Source organism: Microcoleus sp. D2_18a_D3 (assembly GCF_036702455.1).
Classification (GTDB): Bacteria; Cyanobacteriota; Cyanobacteriia; order Cyanobacteriales; family Microcoleaceae; genus Microcoleus.
Map to the genome: position 1 here is coordinate 1 of NZ_JAUBTK010000046.1, position 21,035 is coordinate 21,035.

20 protein-coding genes are annotated in these 21,035 nt (G+C 43.9%); 6 read left to right on the forward strand and 14 right to left on the reverse strand.

Translation table 11 applies throughout. The annotated features are described in order from the left end of the window. Positions 1-62: 62 nt before the first annotated feature. The 8 genes from cas5d to mntA are packed head-to-tail and all read right to left on the reverse strand — an operon-like array spanning position 63 to position 8,340. Positions 63-329 carry a type I-D CRISPR-associated protein Cas5/Csc1 gene (gene cas5d / locus QUB06_RS20225; protein WP_333436767.1) on the reverse strand — a complete coding sequence of 89 codons (267 nt, stop codon included), beginning with the start codon at positions 327-329 and terminating at the stop codon, positions 63-65. Between the two features lie 5 nt (positions 330-334). Continuing rightward, on the reverse strand, positions 335-1,348 hold the full coding sequence (gene cas7d, locus QUB06_RS20230) for a type I-D CRISPR-associated protein Cas7/Csc2 (RefSeq protein WP_333436768.1): 1,014 nt from the start codon (positions 1,346-1,348) through the stop codon (positions 335-337). Positions 1,349-1,391: 43 nt separating this feature from the next. Next, complete coding sequence (gene cas10d, locus QUB06_RS20235; RefSeq protein WP_333436769.1) at positions 1,392-4,664, reverse strand: type I-D CRISPR-associated protein Cas10d/Csc3; 3,273 nt, start codon at positions 4,662-4,664, stop codon at positions 1,392-1,394. Then, complete coding sequence (locus tag QUB06_RS20240) at positions 4,661-5,044, reverse strand: DUF5615 family PIN-like protein (RefSeq protein WP_333436770.1); 384 nt, start codon at positions 5,042-5,044, stop codon at positions 4,661-4,663. The genes cas10d and QUB06_RS20240 overlap by 4 nt, the downstream gene beginning before the upstream one ends. Next, positions 5,041-5,301: a DUF433 domain-containing protein gene (locus QUB06_RS20245; RefSeq protein ID WP_333436771.1), complete on the reverse strand. Its 261-nt coding sequence runs from the start codon at positions 5,299-5,301 to the stop codon at positions 5,041-5,043. Before QUB06_RS20245 ends, QUB06_RS20240 begins: the two co-directional genes overlap by 4 nt. A 26-nt stretch (positions 5,302-5,327) precedes the next feature. Continuing rightward, complete coding sequence (cas3, locus tag QUB06_RS20250) at positions 5,328-7,433, reverse strand: type I-D CRISPR-associated helicase Cas3' (protein ID WP_333436772.1); 2,106 nt, start codon at positions 7,431-7,433, stop codon at positions 5,328-5,330. A 2-nt stretch (positions 7,434-7,435) separates the two neighbouring features. Then, on the reverse strand, positions 7,436-7,891 hold the full coding sequence (gene hepT / locus QUB06_RS20255) for a type VII toxin-antitoxin system HepT family RNase toxin (RefSeq protein ID WP_333436773.1): 456 nt from the start codon (positions 7,889-7,891) through the stop codon (positions 7,436-7,438). Then, positions 7,888-8,340 carry a type VII toxin-antitoxin system MntA family adenylyltransferase antitoxin gene (gene mntA / locus QUB06_RS20260; protein WP_333436774.1) on the reverse strand — a complete coding sequence of 151 codons (453 nt, stop codon included), beginning with the start codon at positions 8,338-8,340 and terminating at the stop codon, positions 7,888-7,890. The genes hepT and mntA overlap by 4 nt, the downstream gene beginning before the upstream one ends. A gap of 260 nt (positions 8,341-8,600) precedes the next feature. Here mntA and QUB06_RS20265 point away from each other — a divergent pair, with 260 nt between their 5' ends. Continuing rightward, positions 8,601-9,494 carry a WYL domain-containing protein gene (locus QUB06_RS20265; protein WP_333436775.1) on the forward strand — a complete coding sequence of 298 codons (894 nt, stop codon included), beginning with the start codon at positions 8,601-8,603 and terminating at the stop codon, positions 9,492-9,494. A gap of 175 nt (positions 9,495-9,669) precedes the next feature. On the opposite strand, the gene QUB06_RS20270 is transcribed toward QUB06_RS20265, so the two are convergent. Next, entirely contained in the window at positions 9,670-9,885 is a 216-nt protein-coding gene (locus QUB06_RS20270) for a hypothetical protein (RefSeq protein WP_333436776.1), read from the reverse strand. A 264-nt stretch (positions 9,886-10,149) separates the two neighbouring features. On the opposite strand from QUB06_RS20270, the gene grxC reads away from it, so the two are divergent. After that, entirely contained in the window at positions 10,150-10,464 is a 315-nt protein-coding gene (grxC, locus tag QUB06_RS20275; protein ID WP_333436777.1) for a glutaredoxin 3, read from the forward strand. Positions 10,465-10,508: 44 nt separating this feature from the next. Here the strand turns inward: grxC and menD are convergent, their stop codons facing one another. Beyond that, the gene (gene menD, locus QUB06_RS20280; protein WP_333436778.1) at positions 10,509-12,455 is read right to left on the reverse strand and encodes a 2-succinyl-5-enolpyruvyl-6-hydroxy-3-cyclohexene-1-carboxylic-acid synthase; all 1,947 of its coding nucleotides are present in this window, start codon (positions 12,453-12,455) and stop codon (positions 10,509-10,511) included. Positions 12,456-12,492: 37 nt separating this feature from the next. Further along, complete coding sequence (locus QUB06_RS20285) at positions 12,493-13,926, reverse strand: isochorismate synthase (protein WP_333436779.1); 1,434 nt, start codon at positions 13,924-13,926, stop codon at positions 12,493-12,495. Between the two features lie 382 nt (positions 13,927-14,308). Between QUB06_RS20285 and menA the strand changes: the two genes are divergently transcribed. The 4 genes from menA (at position 14,309) to QUB06_RS20305 (ending at position 18,791) form a co-directional block, all read left to right on the forward strand. Then, entirely contained in the window at positions 14,309-15,205 is an 897-nt protein-coding gene (gene menA / locus QUB06_RS20290; RefSeq protein ID WP_333436780.1) for a 2-carboxy-1,4-naphthoquinone phytyltransferase, read from the forward strand. Between the two features lie 142 nt (positions 15,206-15,347). Beyond that, on the forward strand, positions 15,348-16,148 hold the full coding sequence (menH, locus tag QUB06_RS20295; RefSeq protein ID WP_333436781.1) for a 2-succinyl-6-hydroxy-2,4-cyclohexadiene-1-carboxylate synthase: 801 nt from the start codon (positions 15,348-15,350) through the stop codon (positions 16,146-16,148). An 11-nt stretch (positions 16,149-16,159) separates the two neighbouring features. Beyond that, positions 16,160-17,296 (forward strand): o-succinylbenzoate synthase, encoded by a 1,137-nt coding sequence (locus QUB06_RS20300; protein WP_333436782.1) that lies wholly within the window; start codon positions 16,160-16,162, stop codon positions 17,294-17,296. A gap of 76 nt (positions 17,297-17,372) precedes the next feature. Beyond that, positions 17,373-18,791, forward strand: coding sequence for a 2-succinylbenzoate--CoA ligase (locus QUB06_RS20305; RefSeq protein ID WP_333436783.1), 1,419 nt, complete (start codon positions 17,373-17,375; stop codon positions 18,789-18,791). 94 nt (positions 18,792-18,885) lie between these two features. Here QUB06_RS20305 and QUB06_RS20310 read toward each other — a convergent pair whose 3' ends face one another. The 3 genes from QUB06_RS20310 to QUB06_RS20320 form a co-directional block, all read right to left on the reverse strand. Beyond that, positions 18,886-19,857, reverse strand: coding sequence for a putative 2-dehydropantoate 2-reductase (locus QUB06_RS20310; protein ID WP_333436784.1), 972 nt, complete (start codon positions 19,855-19,857; stop codon positions 18,886-18,888). Positions 19,858-19,933: 76 nt separating this feature from the next. Continuing rightward, positions 19,934-20,359: a thioesterase family protein gene (locus QUB06_RS20315; protein ID WP_333436785.1), complete on the reverse strand. Its 426-nt coding sequence runs from the start codon at positions 20,357-20,359 to the stop codon at positions 19,934-19,936. A gap of 153 nt (positions 20,360-20,512) precedes the next feature. Continuing rightward, the gene (locus tag QUB06_RS20320) at positions 20,513-20,959 is read right to left on the reverse strand and encodes a tellurite resistance TerB family protein (protein ID WP_190739853.1); all 447 of its coding nucleotides are present in this window, start codon (positions 20,957-20,959) and stop codon (positions 20,513-20,515) included. Positions 20,960-21,035: the final 76 nt, after the last annotated feature.

Below are 21,035 nucleotides of genomic sequence, written 5' to 3' on the forward strand. Positions count from 1 at the left end.
ATGTTAGGGCGACCAGACATTTTTATTGGCTCCTTTACTTCTTACATAAGTCTATCACATCTTTAAAAAAATGGTATAACATAAATCCCCTGTTGGTTGAGCGCCGTTAAATGCGTCTCGTATTTAGGAGCTTGTTCGGGACAGAAATAGCAATAGGAATGTTCTTCAGAAACGGTAGTGGAATAGATTTCGCTATCCACCAAACCGAGAGCGTAACAAAGCGCGTAATTGTGAATTACCGGCTCTGTTTCGTAAAGTCTCCCTATCTCGCGAGTTGCAAAATAAAGGCTATCGTGCAACTCGATTTGACAGCGGTAAATAAAAGCCACGATTTTTACTCCGTAGGTGCAACTGCTTTCTTACCTTTCTTGCCTTTTTCAGAACTCTTTAAGATATGTTTCTGAGCATAAGCTGTTGATTCGGTATTAGCTTGAGTCAGCATTGCTTGCAGTTTAGTTTCATCGCTGGCAATCGATTTTACTTCGTTCAAAAGGCTATTAAAAGATTCCCCTAGAAAATCGCGGTGCGAGATGCACTCTCCATCCATCAGTTCAGAAATTGCTTGATTTGCATGAGTCAAAACATCATTTTCATTGAGAGGATCTGGGGGATTAATTTTGCCAGCAGCACTCATCAAATCGTAGATTTTTTGCGTCCACCGCAGATTGCTAACAATCTCGCCATCAGCAAAAATTACTCCGATCAATTCATTGCGAACTCGACCCGTGCGAGTAGTTTGCGCTCCGTAGTGTCGCGTTCGGAGAATGTTGTTGAAAACGTAGATAAAACCTGTTTCTGTCGGGTCTTTCAACGTTACAATGCTGGGAAAAAAGACTTGAGGCAAAATGTGGTCTTGACTGTTAATGCGACTGGTAACTTCCCCCTGACGGCTCATTGTTCCACTTTCAAACGGTGCATTGAGGGTGAAATTGAGGTGAGAATCGTCGAAGGGAGTGATGGAATAAGCAGTGTCTACAACTACCTTGGATTTCTCAGAACCCGAATCGCCGATCGCAAAACCGTACAAAATACAATCAGGAGTAGTTTTACTAAAATCAACGTTGTAATCGCACTTTTCCCAATCGCCAATTTTGTAGTTTCGCAGCAATTCTCGTCCGGTTAAACGTTCGGGTGTAGACTGTTTCCGCTTAAACATTGCTAAACGGCTGATGTGCGTTTTGTCTTCAATCCCAGCACTTACTCTGGCTTTATTCAATTCGCCGTCAGTCTGAAACAGTGGATAAGATTCGGTGACGCGGATGGTGATAAAATGAGCGTATTTTCCCATCGGTTTTGCGGGAATTTCATCGTGAAAAAATTTAGAATCGAGAGTTTTCAGAAATTTCATCGTTGTTTCTCCAGTACAAGTTGATTGAAAAAAAGCGGATAATTTAGGCTAATTCTGTTTCTGCTTCGGGAACTTCATCAGGTTCTTCCTGCTTGCGATCCCTGCGTTCTTTGTCATCTTCCAAGCGATAAAGGTAATCGCAAGTATCCCGGATTAAGTTGAGTTGACTGCCTGCTAAACGCGCGCGATCGCCCTTCAAACTTCCATTAAAAATCACCTCCACAAAATACTTGGCAAAATCATAAATTGCTTGCCGTTCTTCCTCAGAATTCAAAGCAGGTTTCCACTTCCCATCCACAAAAGCAAGTGTTGGTTTTCCTTCTGCGGCCCGCCGCCGCACGTTATTCATCAGCTTTGACAAACGCCCGGCCACAATATCTGTTAAAGATTCGGTATTGTTGGCTAAAGCTTTGTCAAATTTCAGAATAACGTCAGCAGCTTCGTCAATAGGTTTCAGGACGGCATTAGCTTTCGCATATTGACTTTTTGCCCGATAAAAGCGGCGGTACAGTTCGGTCAATTCTCGCATTTGATTCACGGTTTTTCCCTCTGGTTCAAAGTAGTAGTAAAAATTTAGGTACAGCCGGATTTTGGCAATGGGTACGGACTCAATTTTGTCTTGTTTCCGCAGCCATTTATTCAGGTAGTGAAAGACATAAAGAGGACTGGTTTCTAAATCTCGCGCTAAATCTGACAATTTCCCCCAGTCGGGATTGCCATCTTTTTTGCGGTTAACTTCTAAGTGAATGCAGTAAGCGGCACTTAAAGCATTTAGCGGTGAAATTTTAGGCGGATTTGATGGGGGAGGCAAAATGCCGTCTAAGCGATATTCATTTTGCTTAATTAAAGAACGAATTGCTTGATGTTCGCCATCAATCACAACGGTTTTTTCAAAATCTGCACCGCTAATGAATGGCGGTACTGGCGACTCGGATGCCACTGTTTTGACATCGAGGATTAGCGGTAAAGCAAAGGCTAACCAAGTCGGCATTACCCAAGATTCCGTATCTGTCGCATCTTTTCCTGGTGGCAATGCTAGGAAAAAAAAGGTCAGCGGTTGATTGTCGGGATAGCTGATCTTGAAAGTGCGATCGTCTTCTGATTGCAAATTCTCCTGAATCAATAATGAATCAACCTGTTGATAATTGTCAAGGGTAAAATTAGCAATTTGTTTCTCAGTAATTAAATGCTTGCGGATATCAGCATCAAATCGCGTTCTGGCAATCCAACTGTAAGCTTTCTGAAGAAACTTGTTGGTTTCTGGAGTAAAGAAGTAAGCTGGGTAAAGATAGAGATAGCGATATTTGCGCCCTTCAAAGTCTCCTCCCGTGGCATTGGTTTGATTCATCAAAATTTGTCTCAACATAATCTCGATCGACCAAATTGAGCAAATCTGACGCTTGGCAGCTTGCGCGTTAAACAAAATTTGGCGGTTGCTGTAAACTTGGGGAGTAAACAAAGTCGCCGCCTCCATTTGTTCCGTCACAGTGTAAGCCGAACTCGACATCGCACAAACATTTTCGCGTCCTCTGCCTGTGATTTTTGCTGCACTGTAGCGCGCCAATTCTAGTAAAAAAGGATCGGTTTCGGGTTTGACAACTGCCCCCGTCGGCAAGGAAACAATGCGGCTGACATAAGTCCGCAAATCGTTCCAGCCGTCGGGAATTTCAAACTTTTCGGCAATGGGTTTGATGAAACTGGTTGCACATTCAACCATATTGCTTAAAACGTCGCGCAATTCAGCTTCATTCAATCCTTTCTTTCGCTGCAAATACCGTGCAGCTAAGTAATACCAATCCAGAGGAACGCCACCTGTTTTTTTGAGAGATTGGATGGCTTTTAAAGCCGGGATTTCGTCAGCCAAACCCAAATGTTCTGCCAGTTTTTGAGTTAAATCTAATTCCGGCACATTTTGCCGTTTAGCTTTGGGCAGTTCTTTCTGAGAATTACTCAAGCGTTCTTGCCATTTATTCCAAATTCCCCGACACAGGATATCCCCAAATTCGGCTAGCCTATCAATCCGATAATCTTCGGGAAATTCCAGATTTAATTCACCGGGCAAATCTCCATCTTTTTGGAAACTTAGCAAGCTGTCGCTGCGCTTTTTGGCCGAGGATACTTTGGTGCTGGTAATGAGTTTGCAAGCTGCGTCGATGCTAACTCCCATGAGTTCGATTATATCAAAAAACAGCCAATAGAATTCACCAAATTTAAAGCCTTTTCCGTCTCGACTAAATCCGGTTGTTTTGAGCTTCAATCTGTCGGCACAAAGGCTGCGAATTTTGGCAATAACTTGGTTAGGGATTTCAGCAGTTTCGATAGCCGGTGCATTGGTTTTAGCTAGATAAACAGCACCGTCTGGCAAATACAGCAGCGGCGTATAAAACTCGCTGGGATGAGCGTCCATCAGAGCATTGTTAATGATATTTGTCAATACTCCGCGATTGTCAGAGAGCGAGTGATAGCTAAATTTAAGTTGTCCGTTGCTGAGGGAAGTCAAAACTTCAGATAAACCGTTAGTTTCGGCATCGCTGGGATGTTTGATAACTGAGACAAATAAGTCGGAAAGTCTGACTAAATTGGCTATAGTTCCTCTGATTCTACCATCGAGTTTAGGCTGCAATCCGCGAATTTCCAGACCGCGATCGCTATCATATTTGACTCCGGCATTGTTGCTCATCCACACAATATCATCGATGTGCGATCGCCAATTTTCGCCTAATAAACTATCTAATCCGAGTTGTTGAATTTTGAGAGCCACATAATCGCGTCCGAAATTGGGGGCTTCGTCTTTATGGGGTGGTTTGTCTCGCCAGTCTCGGTTGGCAAATTTTCCCTCTAAATCGTTAGTTTTCAGCCATTCACAATAATCGGGAAATTTGTCGAAGTCGTGCAGGATGTACGATGCTATGAACAAAGCTATTTCTGTTTCACCGCAGTTGCGTTTAACAGGATTGGTTTCAGGTGTATTTGTCTTGAGTTGTTTGAGAATTCGGTAAGTTGGGAATAAGCCGTTAAGCAGGTGAGAAGTAAATGATTGATCGTGTTTGCTGCGCTCGACGTTGTTGCCTTTGGCGCGCATATCTTCTGTAAATTGACCGCCTTTGGCTGTGGCTCCAACTAGCTGCTGAATCAGTTTTGGTAGGACATTTTCGGCGAAAGATGTTAAAAGGCGATCGCCCTGATTTCCTGCCGTTTCTCGAATTGCTTCTTTAAATAAGCGAACTGTCAAAAGTTCGTATTTTGCAGGCGTTTCACTGTCATCATCATCATCATCGGAAGAATGCAGCCATTGGTAAAGTTTATCTACATTCATGATTCTGTTTCCTCTGGTTGAGTGGGTTGATATTCCTGAATCGTACCCTGTCGAATAATCCACAATTTCCCAAAAACTTCGGCTTGCTCTAATCCGAGGATTAACGTTTCTATTGCTTCTCTCCACTCTGTAAAATTGGCACGAGATGTTAGCCGAATTACAACAATCCCCGCATACTCAGATGGATTAAACCGCATCCGATTGCCAAATCCGCGATCGGCAGTAACTAAACATCTTTCCTCTTGACGGCAAACATTAATCAGTTCCACATCGGGTGCCGAAGTCAAACCTTCATTTGGTACTGTTTCTACGTCATGCCCAGCCAAACGTAACAAGGTAACAACGCGAAGATCGACATTTTCATCTAGCTTTAACTTCACGTAGTTGCTTCCTCCTTTTTTGCTAATGGAATGTCGGTATAATAATCTCGCGTTACTTCGGCACCGTAAGCAATACAAGCGAATACATCGTCTCTTTCTATGCTGGGATATGCTTCTAGGATTTCCTCAACAGTCATTCCTCCAGCTAGGTAGTCAAGGATTAGGGAAACCCAAATCCGATGGCCGCGAATGCAAGGTTTTCCAAAACAGATATTTGGATCGATCGAGATTCGGGACAGTAAATTATCTCTAGTCATTGGTGTTCCTCCAGTAGCGTACATCTTTAGCAAATCCACCCTTCATCCTGCTGCGGCTTCCAGTGCCAAATCAGCGTCTCCAGCAACAGCGCCGATCGCCCAAATGCTATGGTGTAATTCGGTTTACCATCAAATCGATCGCTCAAAGCATAGGCTTGGAAATGCACGGGCAATCCACACTTGGCGCGTAAAGTAGCGCGATCGCGATCGGAAACAAAGCACACCAACCCCCGATTAGATAATTTGCGGCTAATCTCGTTAGTTCCCCCTGTCACTTCCAAATCTTTGAGAATTTGCACCTTGCCGGATTTAGCAATCTCGCTGAGGTCATCTCGCGAGCAATAAAACTGCCAATCCTCTCGCAATTCCCGATATCCAGTCAATTTCAAATAACACAAAGCTTTCTCAAAGCGGCTGACTGCTAACCCGGCTTTTTTAGCTCGATCCATAAACTCGGCGCTTGTCATCAAATCAAAATGAAAGTTACTCAGCAAACTGGGAATATTGTAAGTTTTAAACCGTTCTTTCTCAGGTTCGTCTGGATTAGTAATGTCATAAATCCCGCAATCTAACTGGCTGATACCGCGAAAACTTCTAGCCTCCTCAATAATTTTCTTTTTCTCTTTTTCCATACAGCGGAAAAGCTGTGATCGCATCTGTTTAATCGTAACTCCCAAAGCTTGCTCAATATCGGCTGCAAAATTATCCGCTGCTTCGGGATATTGGGTTTTCATCTGATAATTTCTTTCTAACTCAAAATGCACGCAAGCTGACTGAATTCCGCCCCAGCGTTTGGGATATTGCTTAAACTCGTTGACATAGCCGTAATGCTGGCGGATAGCGTCGGACAAACTAATGCGATCGCGCGTTTCGCCATCTTGCAGCGGGTGATTTTCCGCCTCAAACAGCCTCTCTACAATAAAGTTGGGCAGCAAAGCATAAGCTTGATAAATGTCAAAGCCTGGATGTCTCCCCAACCTGCCAAAACGCTGAATAAAATTCCCTGCATCCGCCGCTTCAAATACTAAAAAGTTAATCCGAAAGTCAACTCCCACATCAATTGTCGATGTTCCCAAAAGTAAATCAGCATCTTCAACAGATTTAGACTTCTCTGTCTCGCCAGTCAATCCGGTATTTTCTCGGACTTTCAATCCCAGCGGTTCAAAAATTGCTTTAAACTTCGGGACTAAAGTTTTAACAGCGGCGATCGAGTTGAGAATGATTGCGCCTTTACTCCCAGGGTTATCTTGAAAAAATTTCAAAATCGTTGTTTCGGCATTTTCGACAATCCAGTTATAACTGGAACGTAGATTGGGTTCTAACTTTTGCGGGAAACTCAAGTTAATCGGATAACTAATCTGCCGCCAGTTGTCACCGGCTGCAAACTGATAACCTCTCTGCTTGACTGGATTGATGATGCGATACTTTAATCCAGCTTTAGATAAAAACTCCTCTAACAAATCGTTCGGTGTAGCAGAGAGGAATAAAAACTTTTTGCAGGGAAATGTGTGTTTAATTAACAGGATGGCATTGATGACGCTGGCAATTTGGGGAGATGAGAAGATGTGGAATTCGTCAAAGATAAATAGTTTGTAGTTGTCGTCAATCTTGGCAAACAGGCGATCGGGGTTATCTCCTTTACCTTCTTTGTTGCGCCGCAAATAGCGGAAGTCGTGGATGTAGTGAAAGATATCGGGATTTGTCAGCAAAATCTCTGAGTTGTCCGCGCGATCGCACAATCCTGCTAATTTTGAAGAAAGTTTATTTGTGGCAATAAAATCCTCAAGAATCGCCGCATTCAAACGATAAATCTGCGGGTCGTTTTCCGGTTTAAACAGTGCTTTGTAGCCCCTTACCTGTTTTTCCTGATCTCGTGCGAGTTCATTTGTTGGGTACATTGCTAAAGTGTACGTGCGATTGGTCACGGCTGCCAGAAAAGCTGCTAAACTTTTACCGTCCCCTGTCATCGCTGTATTGAAGACCACATCAATGGTTGGGTCTTGCAGTGCTTCGTAGGTTTCGACTTGATGCCGCGAGAGTCCGTCCCAGCCCCCAGGTAAGGTAATGCCTGATGGAAGCGTCTGGGCGGGACGTGAGTACACGGGTTTAAGAGTGATAGAATAATTTGCCATTTTTAATCTATTCCCGATATATTATTGTCTCGAAGAGAATCTAGATAAGTAGTGACTTGCCGTTGATAAATCGGGTATTTCTGCAATACAATATCGATGGCTTGATGCACTTTAACAGGATCGATTGCGTCATACAGATGTACCAGACGGTTACGCAAAACACCGGATTGAGATAGGATTTTAGCTAACTCCGCTGTTATGATCCCACAGTTGCTAACTTCTATAAAAACATCAAAGTTGCTATTCGGTTGCTGGACTTCTAATCGCTTGAGCAAATATCGATTGACATCAATTGCAACTTGAATTATCAGTTGCAACAATCGTTCTATAATTAACTGCTTTCCCCGATCGCTGAGATATTCTTCTAAAGTAATCGACTCAAAAGAACTTAAACTCTCTAGATAGTCTGTCATAAAATCCAGCTTAGCGAGGACTATCGCAGGCTCAATCTCCTTCATAATCCCCTCCTTTGCAACGCCACCTCGATTTTTTGTCGCAGATTATGGCGCAGCATTTGTAGTTCTGCATCAGTCATCAAGCATTGTTGTTTAAAAGCTTCAAATTGACCTGATTCTGATTCGTAGAGTAAAATTCCATCTCGCGCCACAAAATGAGCAATTAGCGACGAACAGCGATGTAATTCCACAACATCAATTTCATCACTATTGATTCCAAAAACTTGACCCAAAATTCCTGGAACTTCAAACCAAGAAAATCCCCGGTCTTGGCAATATTCTTCCCTAAGCTTTTCATCGTAAAGTGCGGCAAAATCCCAGTCACTTTTGGCATGAGTATCGCCTCTGGCACGAGAACCAAAGAGAATTAGCATTTTGAGGTAAGGAATTTGTTCGGGAAGTTGTGAAGCAATTTCCTGAAGTTCAGTCAGCGTTGGGGAAATTTGGAGCATGATTAACTTTTGTAGAGTAAACAAATTCGAGGACTAGGACAGCAAATTTTCTGTTGTCAGAATAGTTTGTCTCTAGCACTTGATCTTTACAGGGAGATGGGAAGAAAATTTTCCCCAACCCCTGACAAAATAGCCTTACACCCTATTATTGACGTTCAGCAACAATCGGTTTCGTGCTACTGCCGGCTCTGGTGGCGTTTCTCAAGCTGATAGCCTTTGTTCTCTCAGCGGTTTGTACTTGCACTAAAATTATATTTGCATTGAAAACCAAATCTGTCAAGTATGTAGTTACACTTTTGTTGATGACCCGCAAAAAAGAGACAATTACACTTTCAATTCCGACCGGAACCAAAGAGCAGCTAGAGGCGATCGCCCTTCGCCTCGGTATCAAATGGGGCAAAAGTCCCAGTGTATCTGGGTTACTGGTCGCGATCGCCCAACAAAAAATCGAAGTGGGCGAACCCTTTACCCTAAATTCAGTGCAGGTACAATCATTGAACAAAGCCGTCAAATTCCTCAACGACTCTGGCGAAGTCGAAGCCGCCCAGATCGTCATGGCATTACTTTTGGACAAAGCCAATCTGGAAACCCCTTTCCGGCAAAAGTTGCTCGAACAAGTCAACCAAACTGCCGAAGCGTGGCGGCTTCGACTCAATCAACTGATTGACGATCGCCAACCGTTCAGACTGTTTTACCAGTCAGGCAAAGACAAAGTGAGCGAATTTACTGCCCGCAGTGCCAAAATTCGCCTCTACGACAAGCGCCTATACCTAGAAATCTGGTGCGACGATGCTGACTCCAGAGAAATCCCGGAATTAGCTCACAATCGGTGTTTGCGCTTAGACAAAATTGTTAACTTGCTACCTGCAAGTGAAAAATGGCGCGAAACCATAGACTACTTAGAAGTACACTTACACTTTTGGAGGAGATTGGCTGGGAACTATGAATTCAAAGCGGATGAAGATGTGGCAAATGAAATGGTGGGAGACGTGCGCCATGTAGTGAAGCGGGTATCCAGCCGATTCTGGCTGTTCCGAGATGTGCTGCGGTACGGCAAAGACTGCGTAATAGTCTCGCCCCAGAATGTGCGCGATCGCTTCCAACAAGAACTGATCGACCTCTGCCGCCAGTACAACCTGGAAATCCGCGATTAAATCAAAAAAAAAGCAGCCGGTAAAGGCTGCTTTGACAAAAAAACCGTTGTTGAGTTAGAGGAGAAAACTTTTAAATCGAATTCAAATTACCGCTGTTTCCACTCCTGCCTGAGTTTCCACTATTTTCATCTACCGCTGACTCACCCTGCCTTCAGAACAAAACTTCAAATCCCGATTAGAATGCTGCTGAAAGTTCGTTGACTACTTTCACTCGGCCTCGGAGCACGGCCCGCAGCAAGCGGTTGAGACAGCCTCTGTCTTCGTCATTCAGAGAGTCGTCGAAGGTGGCGGCCATCAAACCGTAGCGATCCGCCAGAGTCAAAACGCCTGTATCGGTTACAGAAGCGAGGATTTCTGAGATAGCGCCGGGGAGGAGTTGTACGGGGTGCATGGCAGTGCGGTTGAATTCGATATATTTATCATCTTCTGATTTCCTTAAACTATCGGTGATATTAATAAGGTCGCGAAGGTGATTCTCTAGGGTGAAAGCAAGTGATCCGAGTAGAGTAAAGTTGTGACTTGGGTCACAGGGTCACAGGTTGCTGCAGGCAATTCCATCCCGCGCCGATTTTTTGGTAGGACGTGGGGCTGACGGCATTTCGCTAAAATGATCGTTAATGCCCCAACCAGTTTAATTTTTACCCCAGTACCGAAAATGCTTGATTTTCTCAATCCCATCTTGGGCCGCAAGCCCGATCGCATCAAAGCCAATGTGGAAATCTATACTTGGCAAACCTGTCCCTACTGCATCCGCGCCAAAACTTTGCTGTGGTGGAAAGGCGTAAATTTCACGGAATACAAAATTGATGGCGACGAAGCGGCTAGAAAAGCAATGGCCGTTCGCGCTAACGGACGCCGCAGCGTACCCCAAATTTTCATTAATAACCAACACGTAGGCGGCTGCGATGACATTCACAAACTCGATGCAGATGGAGAGTTAGATCCGCTGCTAGCTCAACCAGCAGTTTAAATTAGTGTAGGTTGGGTTTCCTTCCACCTGCTCAACCTACAAATTTACAAATCTTTGGCAAATTTACTTAGATTATCTTGCCGCCATTTAGCATCGGCGCGCCTGTCTGTTTGCAATTCTAAGACGCGAATCCCGCTACTTGGCAAAAAACTTAATTTTTGTTTGAACTGTTCCCAATCGTCTATTATCTCGTGTTCCACGCCGTAAGTTGCACACAACTGAGCAAAATTGATATGCTGCGGCGTGGCAAAAAACTCTTCAAAGGGCGGGTCAAATTTGGCAACGGGCAACATTTCAAAAATTCCGCCACCGTTGTTGTTAATTAATATGATTGTCAGATGACCAACAAATTTATTTTTAATTAAAAAACCGTTCGTATCGTGCAAAAGTGTTAAATCGCCTGTTAGCATGATGCTGCTTTGATTGCGGTGAGAAACTCCCAAAGCTGTTGATAATGTGCCGTCTATGCCGTTAGCGCCGCGATTGACAAAAGGTTTTATTTCTAAGTGGTTTGGCTTCCAGAAAAACTCGACATCTCGGACGGGCATACTGTTGGCAATAAATATCGGTGTTCCAGGTGGCAAAATTTGGGAAAGCAGCCAGGAAACTTTGGGCTCGATTATGTTGTTAATTGCTGATATTTTTTGGTCTATTGTTTGTCTGACTTGGATTTCGGTGTTGCGCCAAAGTTGGAGGTATTCGTTGGTAGCAGGGGATCGATCCCCCCCTAACCCCCCCTTAATAAGGGGGGGGACAAGAGTTGATTCCCCATTGGTCAGGGGGGGGATTTGATGGGAGATATTAGTGGTAGCAGGGGCTAGATCCCCCCCTAACCCCCCCTTAATAAGGGGGGGGACAAGAGTTGATCCCCCCTTAATAAGGGGGGGGACAAGAGTTAATATAGTTGCGAGATTAGTTGCGAGATTTTCTACGGAGGTTCGCAGGTGAATTGTTTTGCCGTGTAGCGGATCGAAGTTGTGGTGGCTGGGGTCGATTACGTAGCGTTTTGGTTGGGTTTTGTCTAGCCAGTTTCGCAGTTCTTTGCTTGTGGGTAAGTCTCCGATTTGAATGGCAATTTCTGGGGTTAATTTATCTGCTAGTTCGCGGTTTCGCAGGATTAAATCGTAGGTGGAAATTAGATAAGGATTGAGTTGGGCGTAGTTTCTGACTGGGGATAGTCCTTCTGCTAAAACAGGCCAGTTTAAGGATTTGGAAATTTGGCCGATCGCACTACAGTATTTTGCGGCAAATTGAGGCTGTGCAACGCCTGCAATAATAATCCCTTTGCTGCACTTTTGCCACTGTTGCATGGTACTTTCTTCTCCCCCGCTTAACAAGGGGGGGCTGGGGGGGGTAGAGCTTTCTCTCGCGAAAATAGGTTCTAATCCTGCAAAGAAATCTTCGGGATTAAATTCTGTTTCTAAAGCTTCTACGGCTATGTCTGGAACGGGTACAAGCGGGTCGCGAAACGGGATGTTGAGGTGGACGGGGCCCGGTGTTGGAAATTGCGATCGCTCCCAAGCATACACGATCGTCTGCCGCAGATAGTCTAGCATTCCTGTGGACGCAGAAGGTATCGCTAATTCGGCTTGCCAGTTCGGATAATTGCCGTATATTTTCACTTGGTCGATCGCTTGTCCGGCGTGACAGTCCCGCAGTTCGGGAGGTCGATCGGCGGTGAGTATTAGCAGCGGAATTCGACTTTCTCTGGCTTCTATGATAGCAGGATAAAAGTTGGCGGCGGCGGTTCCCGACGTGCAAATTAGTGCGGTTGGCAAATATGATTTTTTGGCGGTTCCTAATGCAAAAAAACTTGCTGAACGTTCGTCGAGTATGGGAATAGTTTCTATTTTTTTGTTTTGAGCAAAGGCTATTGTTAAGGGTGCCGATCGCGAACCGGGACAAATGACGGCGGTAGTTAATCCCAACCGCTGCAAAGTTTCTGCTAATACGGAAGACCAGAGGGTGTTTGTGTTGCGAAAGTCAAGCATTTGGTTGTTTTGGCGATGATATTTTTATGATATATTCCTAAACTAAAGCATTTAAAAGTGGTTGTAATTTGAGCTGAATTTCTGCTAGTTCTTTCTCTGGTTCCGAACCCGCCACAATACCAGCACCAGCATAAAGTATAGCCCGATCGCCATCGATTAAAGCCGATCGAATTCCCACGGCAAATTCGCCGTTGCCGGTGCGATCGATCCAGCCGAGGGGTGCTGCGTACAAAGAGCGATCGCAGCTTTCGCAGCGGCGAATTTGTTCGAGGGCAACATCTCTCGGCACGCCCGCTACCGCTGGGGTTGGATGCAGTTGAGCTAAAATCTTTAATAAATGAATATCAGGGGGAATTTGAGCTGTTATCGGTGTCCACAAATGCTGAATGTTTGATAGTTGCAGCAGTCTGGGCACTGGGGAAAATTTGGGAGTAATGCCGAGTTTAGACAGGCGATCGACAATAAAGTCAATCACAACTTGATGTTCTCGAATATCTTTCTCGCTTTCTAGCAATCCTTGGGCTAATTTCGCATCTCCCACCTCAGTTTTTCCTCTCGGTGCTGAACCTGCTAAAGCATCTGTTAATAACTGATTGTTGTGAATGCTAATTAAGCGTTCTGGACTAGCACCGATAAAATTTTGTCCTTTGCCGTTACTGGTTGAAAATACATAGCAATCTGGATAGCTGAGGCGCAAGTTGTTTAATGAATCTATTAAACTGAAAGGGGTTTGAGAAATCACATTGATTGCTTGGGATAAAACAATTTTACTAAAATATTTAGAGGCGATCAATTCTAAAGCCGACTTGACTGATGTTTTAAATTGAGTGGCATCATTGACGGGGATTTGTTTCAAAGAGATCGAACTGTCGATCGCAGTTGTTAGTTTATGGTATTTGCGAGATTCAATTTTATCAAAGGTTTGCCAAATATTTTCAGCAATGTTTTTAACGTTTCGATCTTTTTCTATGATGGCATTTGCGACGAGAATGCAGCTATCTTTCTGTCTGGTGATCTGCCATTTGGGTAAAAATATGGTGGCGGGCGGAAAGTAAGAATTAGCAGCAATGTTCTCATCAAAAAAAGCAAAGCTACAAAAAAAGTGAGGCCCGCTAAATGGCAAGCGTTCCGCACCAATGGTAATTGTATTGGCAACTGTTGAACGAATAAAGTTTTGAGCTGCTACAAATCGATCGCTTCCTGCTACGGTGAGATGGATTGCCGAATCAAGGGCGGCAATTGCAAAACTTTTGCCGGCAATGGGGTCTCTTTTTTCAAAGTAAAAGTGCCGCTGACAAGGTTCGGAAATCTCTTGCAGTACAGCTAGCGGATCGAGGGGATAAATTTCCTGAGAAATACTAACTATTTTTGTGCGATCTTTTTCGGTTAAAGACTGCTGGCAATTTAACAGAAACTGATGCAGTTGATTGCGGTCTTGCAAGAGATTAGCGCGGTGCGGTATTACTGTCATGAAAGCGAGAATAGCAGATTTGTCAGATAGAGTGTGGGTTTGTCCGGCTAAAACCCCTATTTCGATCTAAGCACGGGAGGGCGATCGCAAAACACGACCTTTTGAGTTTCCCTCCCTGTTTGGGCTCTGTTGGGGAAAAAAACCCCCGTCGGGCGATCGATCGAAACATTTAGACACAAAACTTTAAGATCGATCGGCTAAATTTCGCAAAAGTCGATCGCCCCCTGCAGAGGTTTACAGACGGGCTACTTGCGCTGTTTGAGTAGCGCCACAGCCTCTGTGTGGATGTCTGCCGCGCACTCAACCCGATCGAGAGTAGACTTTGTTCACCAATAAAATTGTAAAATTACTACGCTGCTATCAATTGAATCAAGTTTGTGTAATGACAACAAAGTTAATTGAACGTTCAAATAGTAAATTGTGGCTGGCGGCAATCAAGCCGCCCATGTACAGCGTTGCGGTGATTCCTATTTCAGTAGGAACTGCAATTGCTTTTGCCGAAACTCAAACGATTAATTCGTCAATTTTTTCGACCTTTTTAATGTCAGCCATTTTGATTATAGCATGGCTGAATCTCAGCAATGATGTATTTGACTCAGAAACAGGCATCGATAAAAACAAGGCACATTCTCTAGTTAACTTAACCGGAAATAAAGCGTTAATTTTCGGGCTGGCCAATCTGTTTTTAGCCGTCGGAGTGTCAGGAATCTGTGCCATAAGCTGGTGGCAAAAAGACCCAACAGTAATTTTGCTAGTAGTTTTGTGCTGTGCTCTGGGCTACACTTATCAAGGGCCTCCGTTTCGTCTTGGCTATCAAGGTTTGGGAGAAATTATTTGCTTTTTCACCTTCGGGCCACTAGCTTTGGCTGCGGCTTATTACAGTCAAACTCAAACTTGGTCTGCAACTAATTTGGTGGGTTCTGCAATCGTGGGAATTACAACGAGTATCATCTTATTTTGTTCCCATTTTCACCAAATTGAGGACGATTTGGCGGCGGGTAAAAAATCGCCGATTGTGCGACTCGGTACGAAAAAAGGTGCCCAGTTGTTGCAGTGGTTATGCGGCAGCGTTTATGCTTTGACTGTGCTATTTGTGGCTTTGGGAATGTTCCCAATTTGGACGCTGTTGATTTTTGGGAGTTTGCCATTTGCGATCGACCTTTGCCGCCATGTCACAGACTATCACAACCAACCGGCAAAGGTCAGCAACTCTAAGTTTATCGCAGTTACGCTGCATTTTTCGAGCGGATTGCTGCTGGCGTTGGGGTTTGCTTTGTAGATCGGGCGATCGAGAATTCCGGTAAATTGGAGGTATGGTTTGCTAAGTTGATGGAGTTGGTGGAGTTGGCAGAGTTGGGCGACTTCTCAAAATCTTCTTTAATTCAGCAATCCGTACCTCACATTGAATCGTATAATTGTATATGGACAAATTTAATAATTATAACTTTCACTATTCCTTAACTGGCAACAAGAATCAGCCGACACTTTTATTTTTGCATGGATTCACGGGCAGCAGTCAAGACTTTAGCAGCGTCATTCCCTTACTTTCTAACAGTTATTGCTGCTTAGCAGTTGACCTTCCCGGTCACGGAAAAACCAGAGTAATCGGCGACGAAAGTTGCTACAATATGTCAAATACTGCCCAAGCATTAATCGAGTTATTAGATGATTTACAAATAGATAAATGTTTGTTGTTGGGCTATTCAATGGGCGGGCGGTTGGCACTTTACATGACATTACATTTTCCAGAAAGATTCGAGAAAGTAGTGTTAGAGTCAGCTTCTCCGGGATTGAAGACAGAAAAAGAGCGATCGCACCGCATGGAAGCCGATTTACAGCTAGCACAAAAGCTGGAAAATAGCAACATTAAAGATTTTTTATTCAACTGGTACGATCGCCCTTTATTCAAATCTTTAAAAAACTCTCCCCACTTCCACAAACTCATAGAAACCCGCTTAGCAAACAATCCCTTAGAGTTAGCCAAATCACTCCGCAACATGGGAACCGGCAACCAGCCATCTCTCTGGGAAAAACTCGCACAAAATCAAATCCCCATCCTCTTGCTAGCGGGAGCTTATGATGATAAATTTACAAGTATAAATACCGAAATTGCTAGCTTGTGTCCAGCCGCCCTTCTGGAAATTGTACCAAAAGCTGGCCACAATATCCATTTTGAAAATATTGAGAATTTTGGATCAGTTGTGAGAGAATTTTATGATTAACTAAAAAACTAATGCTTTATCAATTCGAGTTTCGCACTTATCAGCGAAAATTTAAGCGTCCTTTGCAAACAAGTCACGGCATTTGGGATATTCGCGAAGGAATTATCCTGCGACTTACTGACGAAAATTGTCAAATTGGTTGGGGAGAAATTGCCCCTTTGAGTTGGTTTGGTTCCGAAACTTTTGAGCAAGCTTTAGATTTTTGTCACCAGTTGTCAGGTAATATTTCATCAGAGATGATTTTTGCTATTTCCGCTGAATTGCCGGCTTGTCAATTTGGCTTTGAGTCGGCACTATCAAACTCTAGATCCCCCCTAACTAAGGGCGGGCACGGGGGCACCGCCCCTACTAAGGGGGGGACAAGAAATATTCTCAAAGTCCCCCTTATTAAGGGGGATTTAGGGGGATCTAGACTTCGCATAAAATCGAGATTGATTGCGGGTTCAGTCTTAAGCAGTCACCAATGGAGAGAGGTTGGGAATGAGGAAGAAAAAAATCGGTTCAGCGGTTTATTGCCAGCAGGTGAAACAGCTTTGCAGGCTTTGCAAGTGCTTTGGTTAGAGGGATATCGCACGTTTAAATGGAAAATTGGTGTTGCTGCAATTGAGGAAGAATTACAGATTTTTCAGCAGCTAGTGCAAGCAATGCACAATTTGTGCGATCGCGAAAAAGCATTTTTGCGCTTAGATGCCAACGGGGGACTCAGTTACTCGCAGGCTAAAACATGGCTGGAAGCTTGCGACAAGGTACAAGCAACTCCCGATTTTTCTGCAGACATTGAATTTTTGGAACAGCCGTTGCCCGTAACACAGTTTCAGGAAATGGTAGAATTGAATGCTATTTATGCAACTCCGATCGCCCTTGATGAATCTGCCGCCAACCTCGATCGCATCCAAGAGTGCTACAGCCAAGGCTGGCGGGGCATTTTCGTCATTAAACCTGCGATATGCGGTTCTCCATCCCAACTGCGAAAATTTTGTCAAACTCACAATATAGACGCTGTTTTCTCATCAGTATTTGAAACCAAAATCGGCCGACAAGCAGCATTAAATTTAGCAACAGAATTGTCTTTAAATAAGAGAGCATTAGGCTTCGGAACTGATTGCTGGTTCGACGACAATGATTCGATTTTAGATTTTAGATTTTAGATTTTAGATTAGTCTCACGACTAAATCCAGCGGGTTAGGTAATTGTTTTGAATCGAAAAAATTGGTGAAAGCATCTATGGCAACAAATCTCACAGTAAATATTCTGGATCTCGCGGCTGGCTTGCCCGATAATTGGCTTATCGGTTGTGATAGCCGCGAATTTGCCCGAATTGTCGATCGGCTATTTCAAGAAATCACCCAAAATTCCGCACAGAAAACACCCCCAAAAATTTGCCTTGCAGAACCAGAACCAGTACAATTTTTGGCGAGTTTCACCGCCGCCCGCGCCGCCAAATGCCCGATTTTTCTCTGCAATCCCAACTGGGTAAAACAAGAATGGCAACAAGTCTTTGATTTAGTCCAACCAGACATATTTTTAGGACAATACCCGCTTCCCAACAATCCCCATATCCCAGTCCGCGAAGGCGGACTTCGTTTGTATAGCCGCGAATTGCATTCGCCCACTAAAAACGGTTTTGATACGATTATGATTCCCACCGGCGGTTCGTCGGGAAAAATCCGTTTTGCCATCCACACTTGGGAAACATTAACCGCATCAGTACAAGGTTTTCAACAATATTTTAAAGTTGACAAAATCAACTCGTTCTGCGTTTTGCCATTATACCACGTCAGCGGTTTAATGCAATTCATGCGTTCCTTTAGTACCGGAGGGAAACTCGCGATTCAGCCATTTAAAGAATTAGAAATTGGTAAAAAAAGCGACATCGAACCCGAAGATTTTTTCATTTCTTTAGTTCCAACTCAACTGCAACGGCTGCTGCAAAACCCAGATACAGCTAATTGGCTGGGACGGTTTCGCGCTGTACTTTTGGGGGGTGCTCCCGCGTGGCCGGAACTTTTAGAAACAGCTAGAAACTATCAAATCAAATTAGCGCCCAGTTATGGCATGACCGAAACTGCCTCGCAAATTGCTACACTAAAACCTCAAGATTTTCTCGCTGGCAATAACAGTTCCGGTAAAATTTTACCGCACGCTAAAATAACTATTCGCAGTGCCAAGGGCGATATTTTGTGCGATAATCAAATCGGAAATATTGTGGTAAATGCTAAATCTTTGGCATTGGGTTATTATCCTAACAATTTTGGCGATCGCGAATATTTCCAATTAGACGATTTGGGATTTTTTGATAAAAATAACTACTTAAATATCGTCGGACGCAGCAGCGACAAAATTATCACAGGCGGAGAAAATGTATTTCCGGCGGAAGTTGAAGCCGTTGTGCGATCGACTAATTTAGTTGCGGATATTGCTGTAATTGGCTTGCCAGACAAAGATTGGGGTCAAGTCGTTACGGCTATCTACGTTCCCGCTAATCCCGAAGTTACTGTCAAAAATCTGCAAGCGGCAATAGAAGATAAGTTGAGCAAGTTTAAGCGGCCGAAATATTGGGTAATTGTCGAACAATTGCCGCGCAATTCTCAAGGCAAAGTCAATCGAGAACAATTGCAAGAAATTGCGCTCAAATATCAATAATTATTAGGAGCTCGCAATCAATGCAGAAGGCAGAATTTCTCATGCTTATTTCCGACTCCTGACAACAGTCAACAGTCAACAGTCAACTGACTAATTACGACAAACCTAATAGCCTTCTCGTCCTCTCTGCTTCTTGTCTTTGAAAATCCATAAACTTCAACATTCGGTAAACTACCTCTATTTGGGGCAACTTAATACCTGCTTGCTGCGCCACCCGTATCGGATTACCAAAAATCGCCTCAACTTCCAGGGGCCGCGATTCATCATAATCGATTTTCATGCTGGTGCGGTAAGGCTTCATTTTCTCAGTGTAGTCCAGCATATGTGGGATAAAGTCATCGGGAATAATGCGATCGCAACTTTTGGCTGCCGCTACCACTTCCCCCATGATTTCCTTAACTAAAATCAGAGTATCGGGATTAGCCATCAGTTCGTCAGTTCTCGCATCCAACACTACAGACAGCCCGTTATAAGGAATATTCCAAACCAGCTTTTTCCACCTTGACAAGAGCAAATCTTCGCTCATTTTAATAGGAATATGAGCACGTTTAAAATCCTTAGCAATTTGGTGCAATCTATCAGTAATACCGATTGCTTTATAGTCTTGGGCATATTCTCCCAGGGTGATAGTGCCGTAATCGAGGTGGCAGATGTGACCGGGCCCAACTTTATAAGAGCAGAGAAAACACAGCCCGCCAACTACTCGTTCTGCACCAACAATTTTAGCTACTTCCGGTTCGACATTCAATCCGTTTTGCAATACTAAAACCGCCCCGTTATCCTTTAATAAAGGAGGCAAAATTTTGGGCAACAAGTGATTTTGAGTTGTTTTCAGCGCTACAATTACTACGTCGCACTGAGGCATTTTGTGCGCGTCGTGGTAGCCGCGGACGTGGGGGAGTGTGAAGTTGCCTTCGGGAGACTCGACAATCAAACCGTGTTTTTTGACCTGATCGTAATCACTACGAAGCAAAAAATTGACTTCTAAACCTGCTTGTTGCAGTCTAGCACCGTAGAATCCGCCTAAAGCTCCCGTGCCCACAATGGCATAATTGCGATTTGACATACTATCAAAAAGTCAGAAATAATATCAACAGAACCAAAATTAGACTGTCATTCCCTGTTATTATTTAAAGATAAAACTAATCTGAAATCTCAATCTCAAATTTCCTCATCCACTGCATTAAGTCTTCAGATAGCTGTTTTCTAGTTCTGCCCACTGCATCGATGCAGACGTGCTTAGTCAGAGCTTTAGCAGCGCTTCTTCCTGCAACTTCCTCAGAAAATACTTGATAGGCAATTTCAAATTCATCGCCAGTAAGTTGTTTGGGCGTCAATTGAATTATCAGCCGATCGCCCGCAAACATTGGGCGATAAAAATCTACACTAGCATGAATTATGGGAAAGGCAACCTCGGGGTTGCTGAAAAATGCTTTGAGATTGATTCCAGATGCTGCTAGAGATGCCTCGTAAGCTTCGTGGCACATCGCCAAAACGTTAGCAAAGTAAACGACTCCAGCAGCATCGGTATCTTGAAAGTGAACAGTGCGGGTGTAAGTGAAAGGCATTGGAGGTAGTAACGGGCGATCGCAAATTCGATCGCCATTTTACCAACCATCATATCGGTAAAACCGCACTTTTGGAGAAGTTGTCAGCTAAGTAAGTAGGCGCTAATTTTTTATATTGTAAAATTCGCCCTCCTCACTCCTCCCCCTTCTTTCTTAACCTTTGTTCTTAATCAACATCACGTCTATAATCTTGAGGGCAATATCTTCGGAAAGCCCCAATGCACTGTAAAGATCGTTCAAAAGTTGTTCTTCTTCTTCTGAAACCTCGCCATCTGCTAAAGCGATATCAGTTGTCACAGCAAAAACTGTTTCTTTAAGTTCGTCGGGAAGCGTTGCCAAAGCAGCATTAAACAGTACCTCAACTCCTTGCCGTTGCAGAATCATCAGCAGGCGATCGAGCATTTTTCTCATCACGTCATCGGGATAACTGCGGAACAGTTGCATCCGAGATAGCGTCATGCTAATCGCTTTACTTTCGCTGTCATTGATGTAACCGTCTGCTGCTACGGCAATTAGCGCGATCGCCGCAAATGCTTCGGCAGGCCCTAACGTTACGTCCGTTTCTTGGCGAGTCTGCGATACTTTATCAAATAAACCCATGATATTTTCCTCTTTATTTAGTGGTGGATTTAGGGAGTCAGGATGGGTTCTGGCTCTGGAGGTTTCTTGGGAGATT

Excerpts from the sequence above, each read along its gene's own strand:
- cas7d (WP_333436768.1), bottom strand. The coding sequence starts at position 1,348 with ATGAAATTTCTGAAAACTCTCGATTCTAAATTTTTTCACGATGAAATT.
- cas10d (WP_333436769.1), bottom strand. The coding sequence starts at position 4,664 with ATGAATGTAGATAAACTTTACCAATGGCTGCATTCTTCCGATGATGAT.
- QUB06_RS20245 (WP_333436771.1), bottom strand. The coding sequence starts at position 5,301 with ATGACTAGAGATAATTTACTGTCCCGAATCTCGATCGATCCAAATATC.
- cas3 (WP_333436772.1), bottom strand. The coding sequence starts at position 7,433 with ATGGCAAATTATTCTATCACTCTTAAACCCGTGTACTCACGTCCCGCC.
- hepT (WP_333436773.1), bottom strand. The coding sequence starts at position 7,891 with ATGAAGGAGATTGAGCCTGCGATAGTCCTCGCTAAGCTGGATTTTATG.
- mntA (WP_333436774.1), bottom strand. The coding sequence starts at position 8,340 with ATGCTCCAAATTTCCCCAACGCTGACTGAACTTCAGGAAATTGCTTCA.
- QUB06_RS20270 (WP_333436776.1), bottom strand. The coding sequence starts at position 9,885 with ATGCACCCCGTACAACTCCTCCCCGGCGCTATCTCAGAAATCCTCGCT.
- grxC (WP_333436777.1), top strand. The coding sequence starts at position 10,150 with ATGCTTGATTTTCTCAATCCCATCTTGGGCCGCAAGCCCGATCGCATC.
- menD (WP_333436778.1), bottom strand. The coding sequence starts at position 12,455 with ATGCTTGACTTTCGCAACACAAACACCCTCTGGTCTTCCGTATTAGCA.
- QUB06_RS20285 (WP_333436779.1), bottom strand. The coding sequence starts at position 13,926 with ATGACAGTAATACCGCACCGCGCTAATCTCTTGCAAGACCGCAATCAA.
- menA (WP_333436780.1), top strand. The coding sequence starts at position 14,309 with ATGACAACAAAGTTAATTGAACGTTCAAATAGTAAATTGTGGCTGGCG.
- menH (WP_333436781.1), top strand. The coding sequence starts at position 15,348 with ATGGACAAATTTAATAATTATAACTTTCACTATTCCTTAACTGGCAAC.
- QUB06_RS20300 (WP_333436782.1), top strand. The coding sequence starts at position 16,160 with ATGCTTTATCAATTCGAGTTTCGCACTTATCAGCGAAAATTTAAGCGT.
- QUB06_RS20305 (WP_333436783.1), top strand. The coding sequence starts at position 17,373 with ATGGCAACAAATCTCACAGTAAATATTCTGGATCTCGCGGCTGGCTTG.
- QUB06_RS20310 (WP_333436784.1), bottom strand. The coding sequence starts at position 19,857 with ATGTCAAATCGCAATTATGCCATTGTGGGCACGGGAGCTTTAGGCGGA.
- QUB06_RS20315 (WP_333436785.1), bottom strand. The coding sequence starts at position 20,359 with ATGCCTTTCACTTACACCCGCACTGTTCACTTTCAAGATACCGATGCT.
- QUB06_RS20320 (WP_190739853.1), bottom strand. The coding sequence starts at position 20,959 with ATGGGTTTATTTGATAAAGTATCGCAGACTCGCCAAGAAACGGACGTA.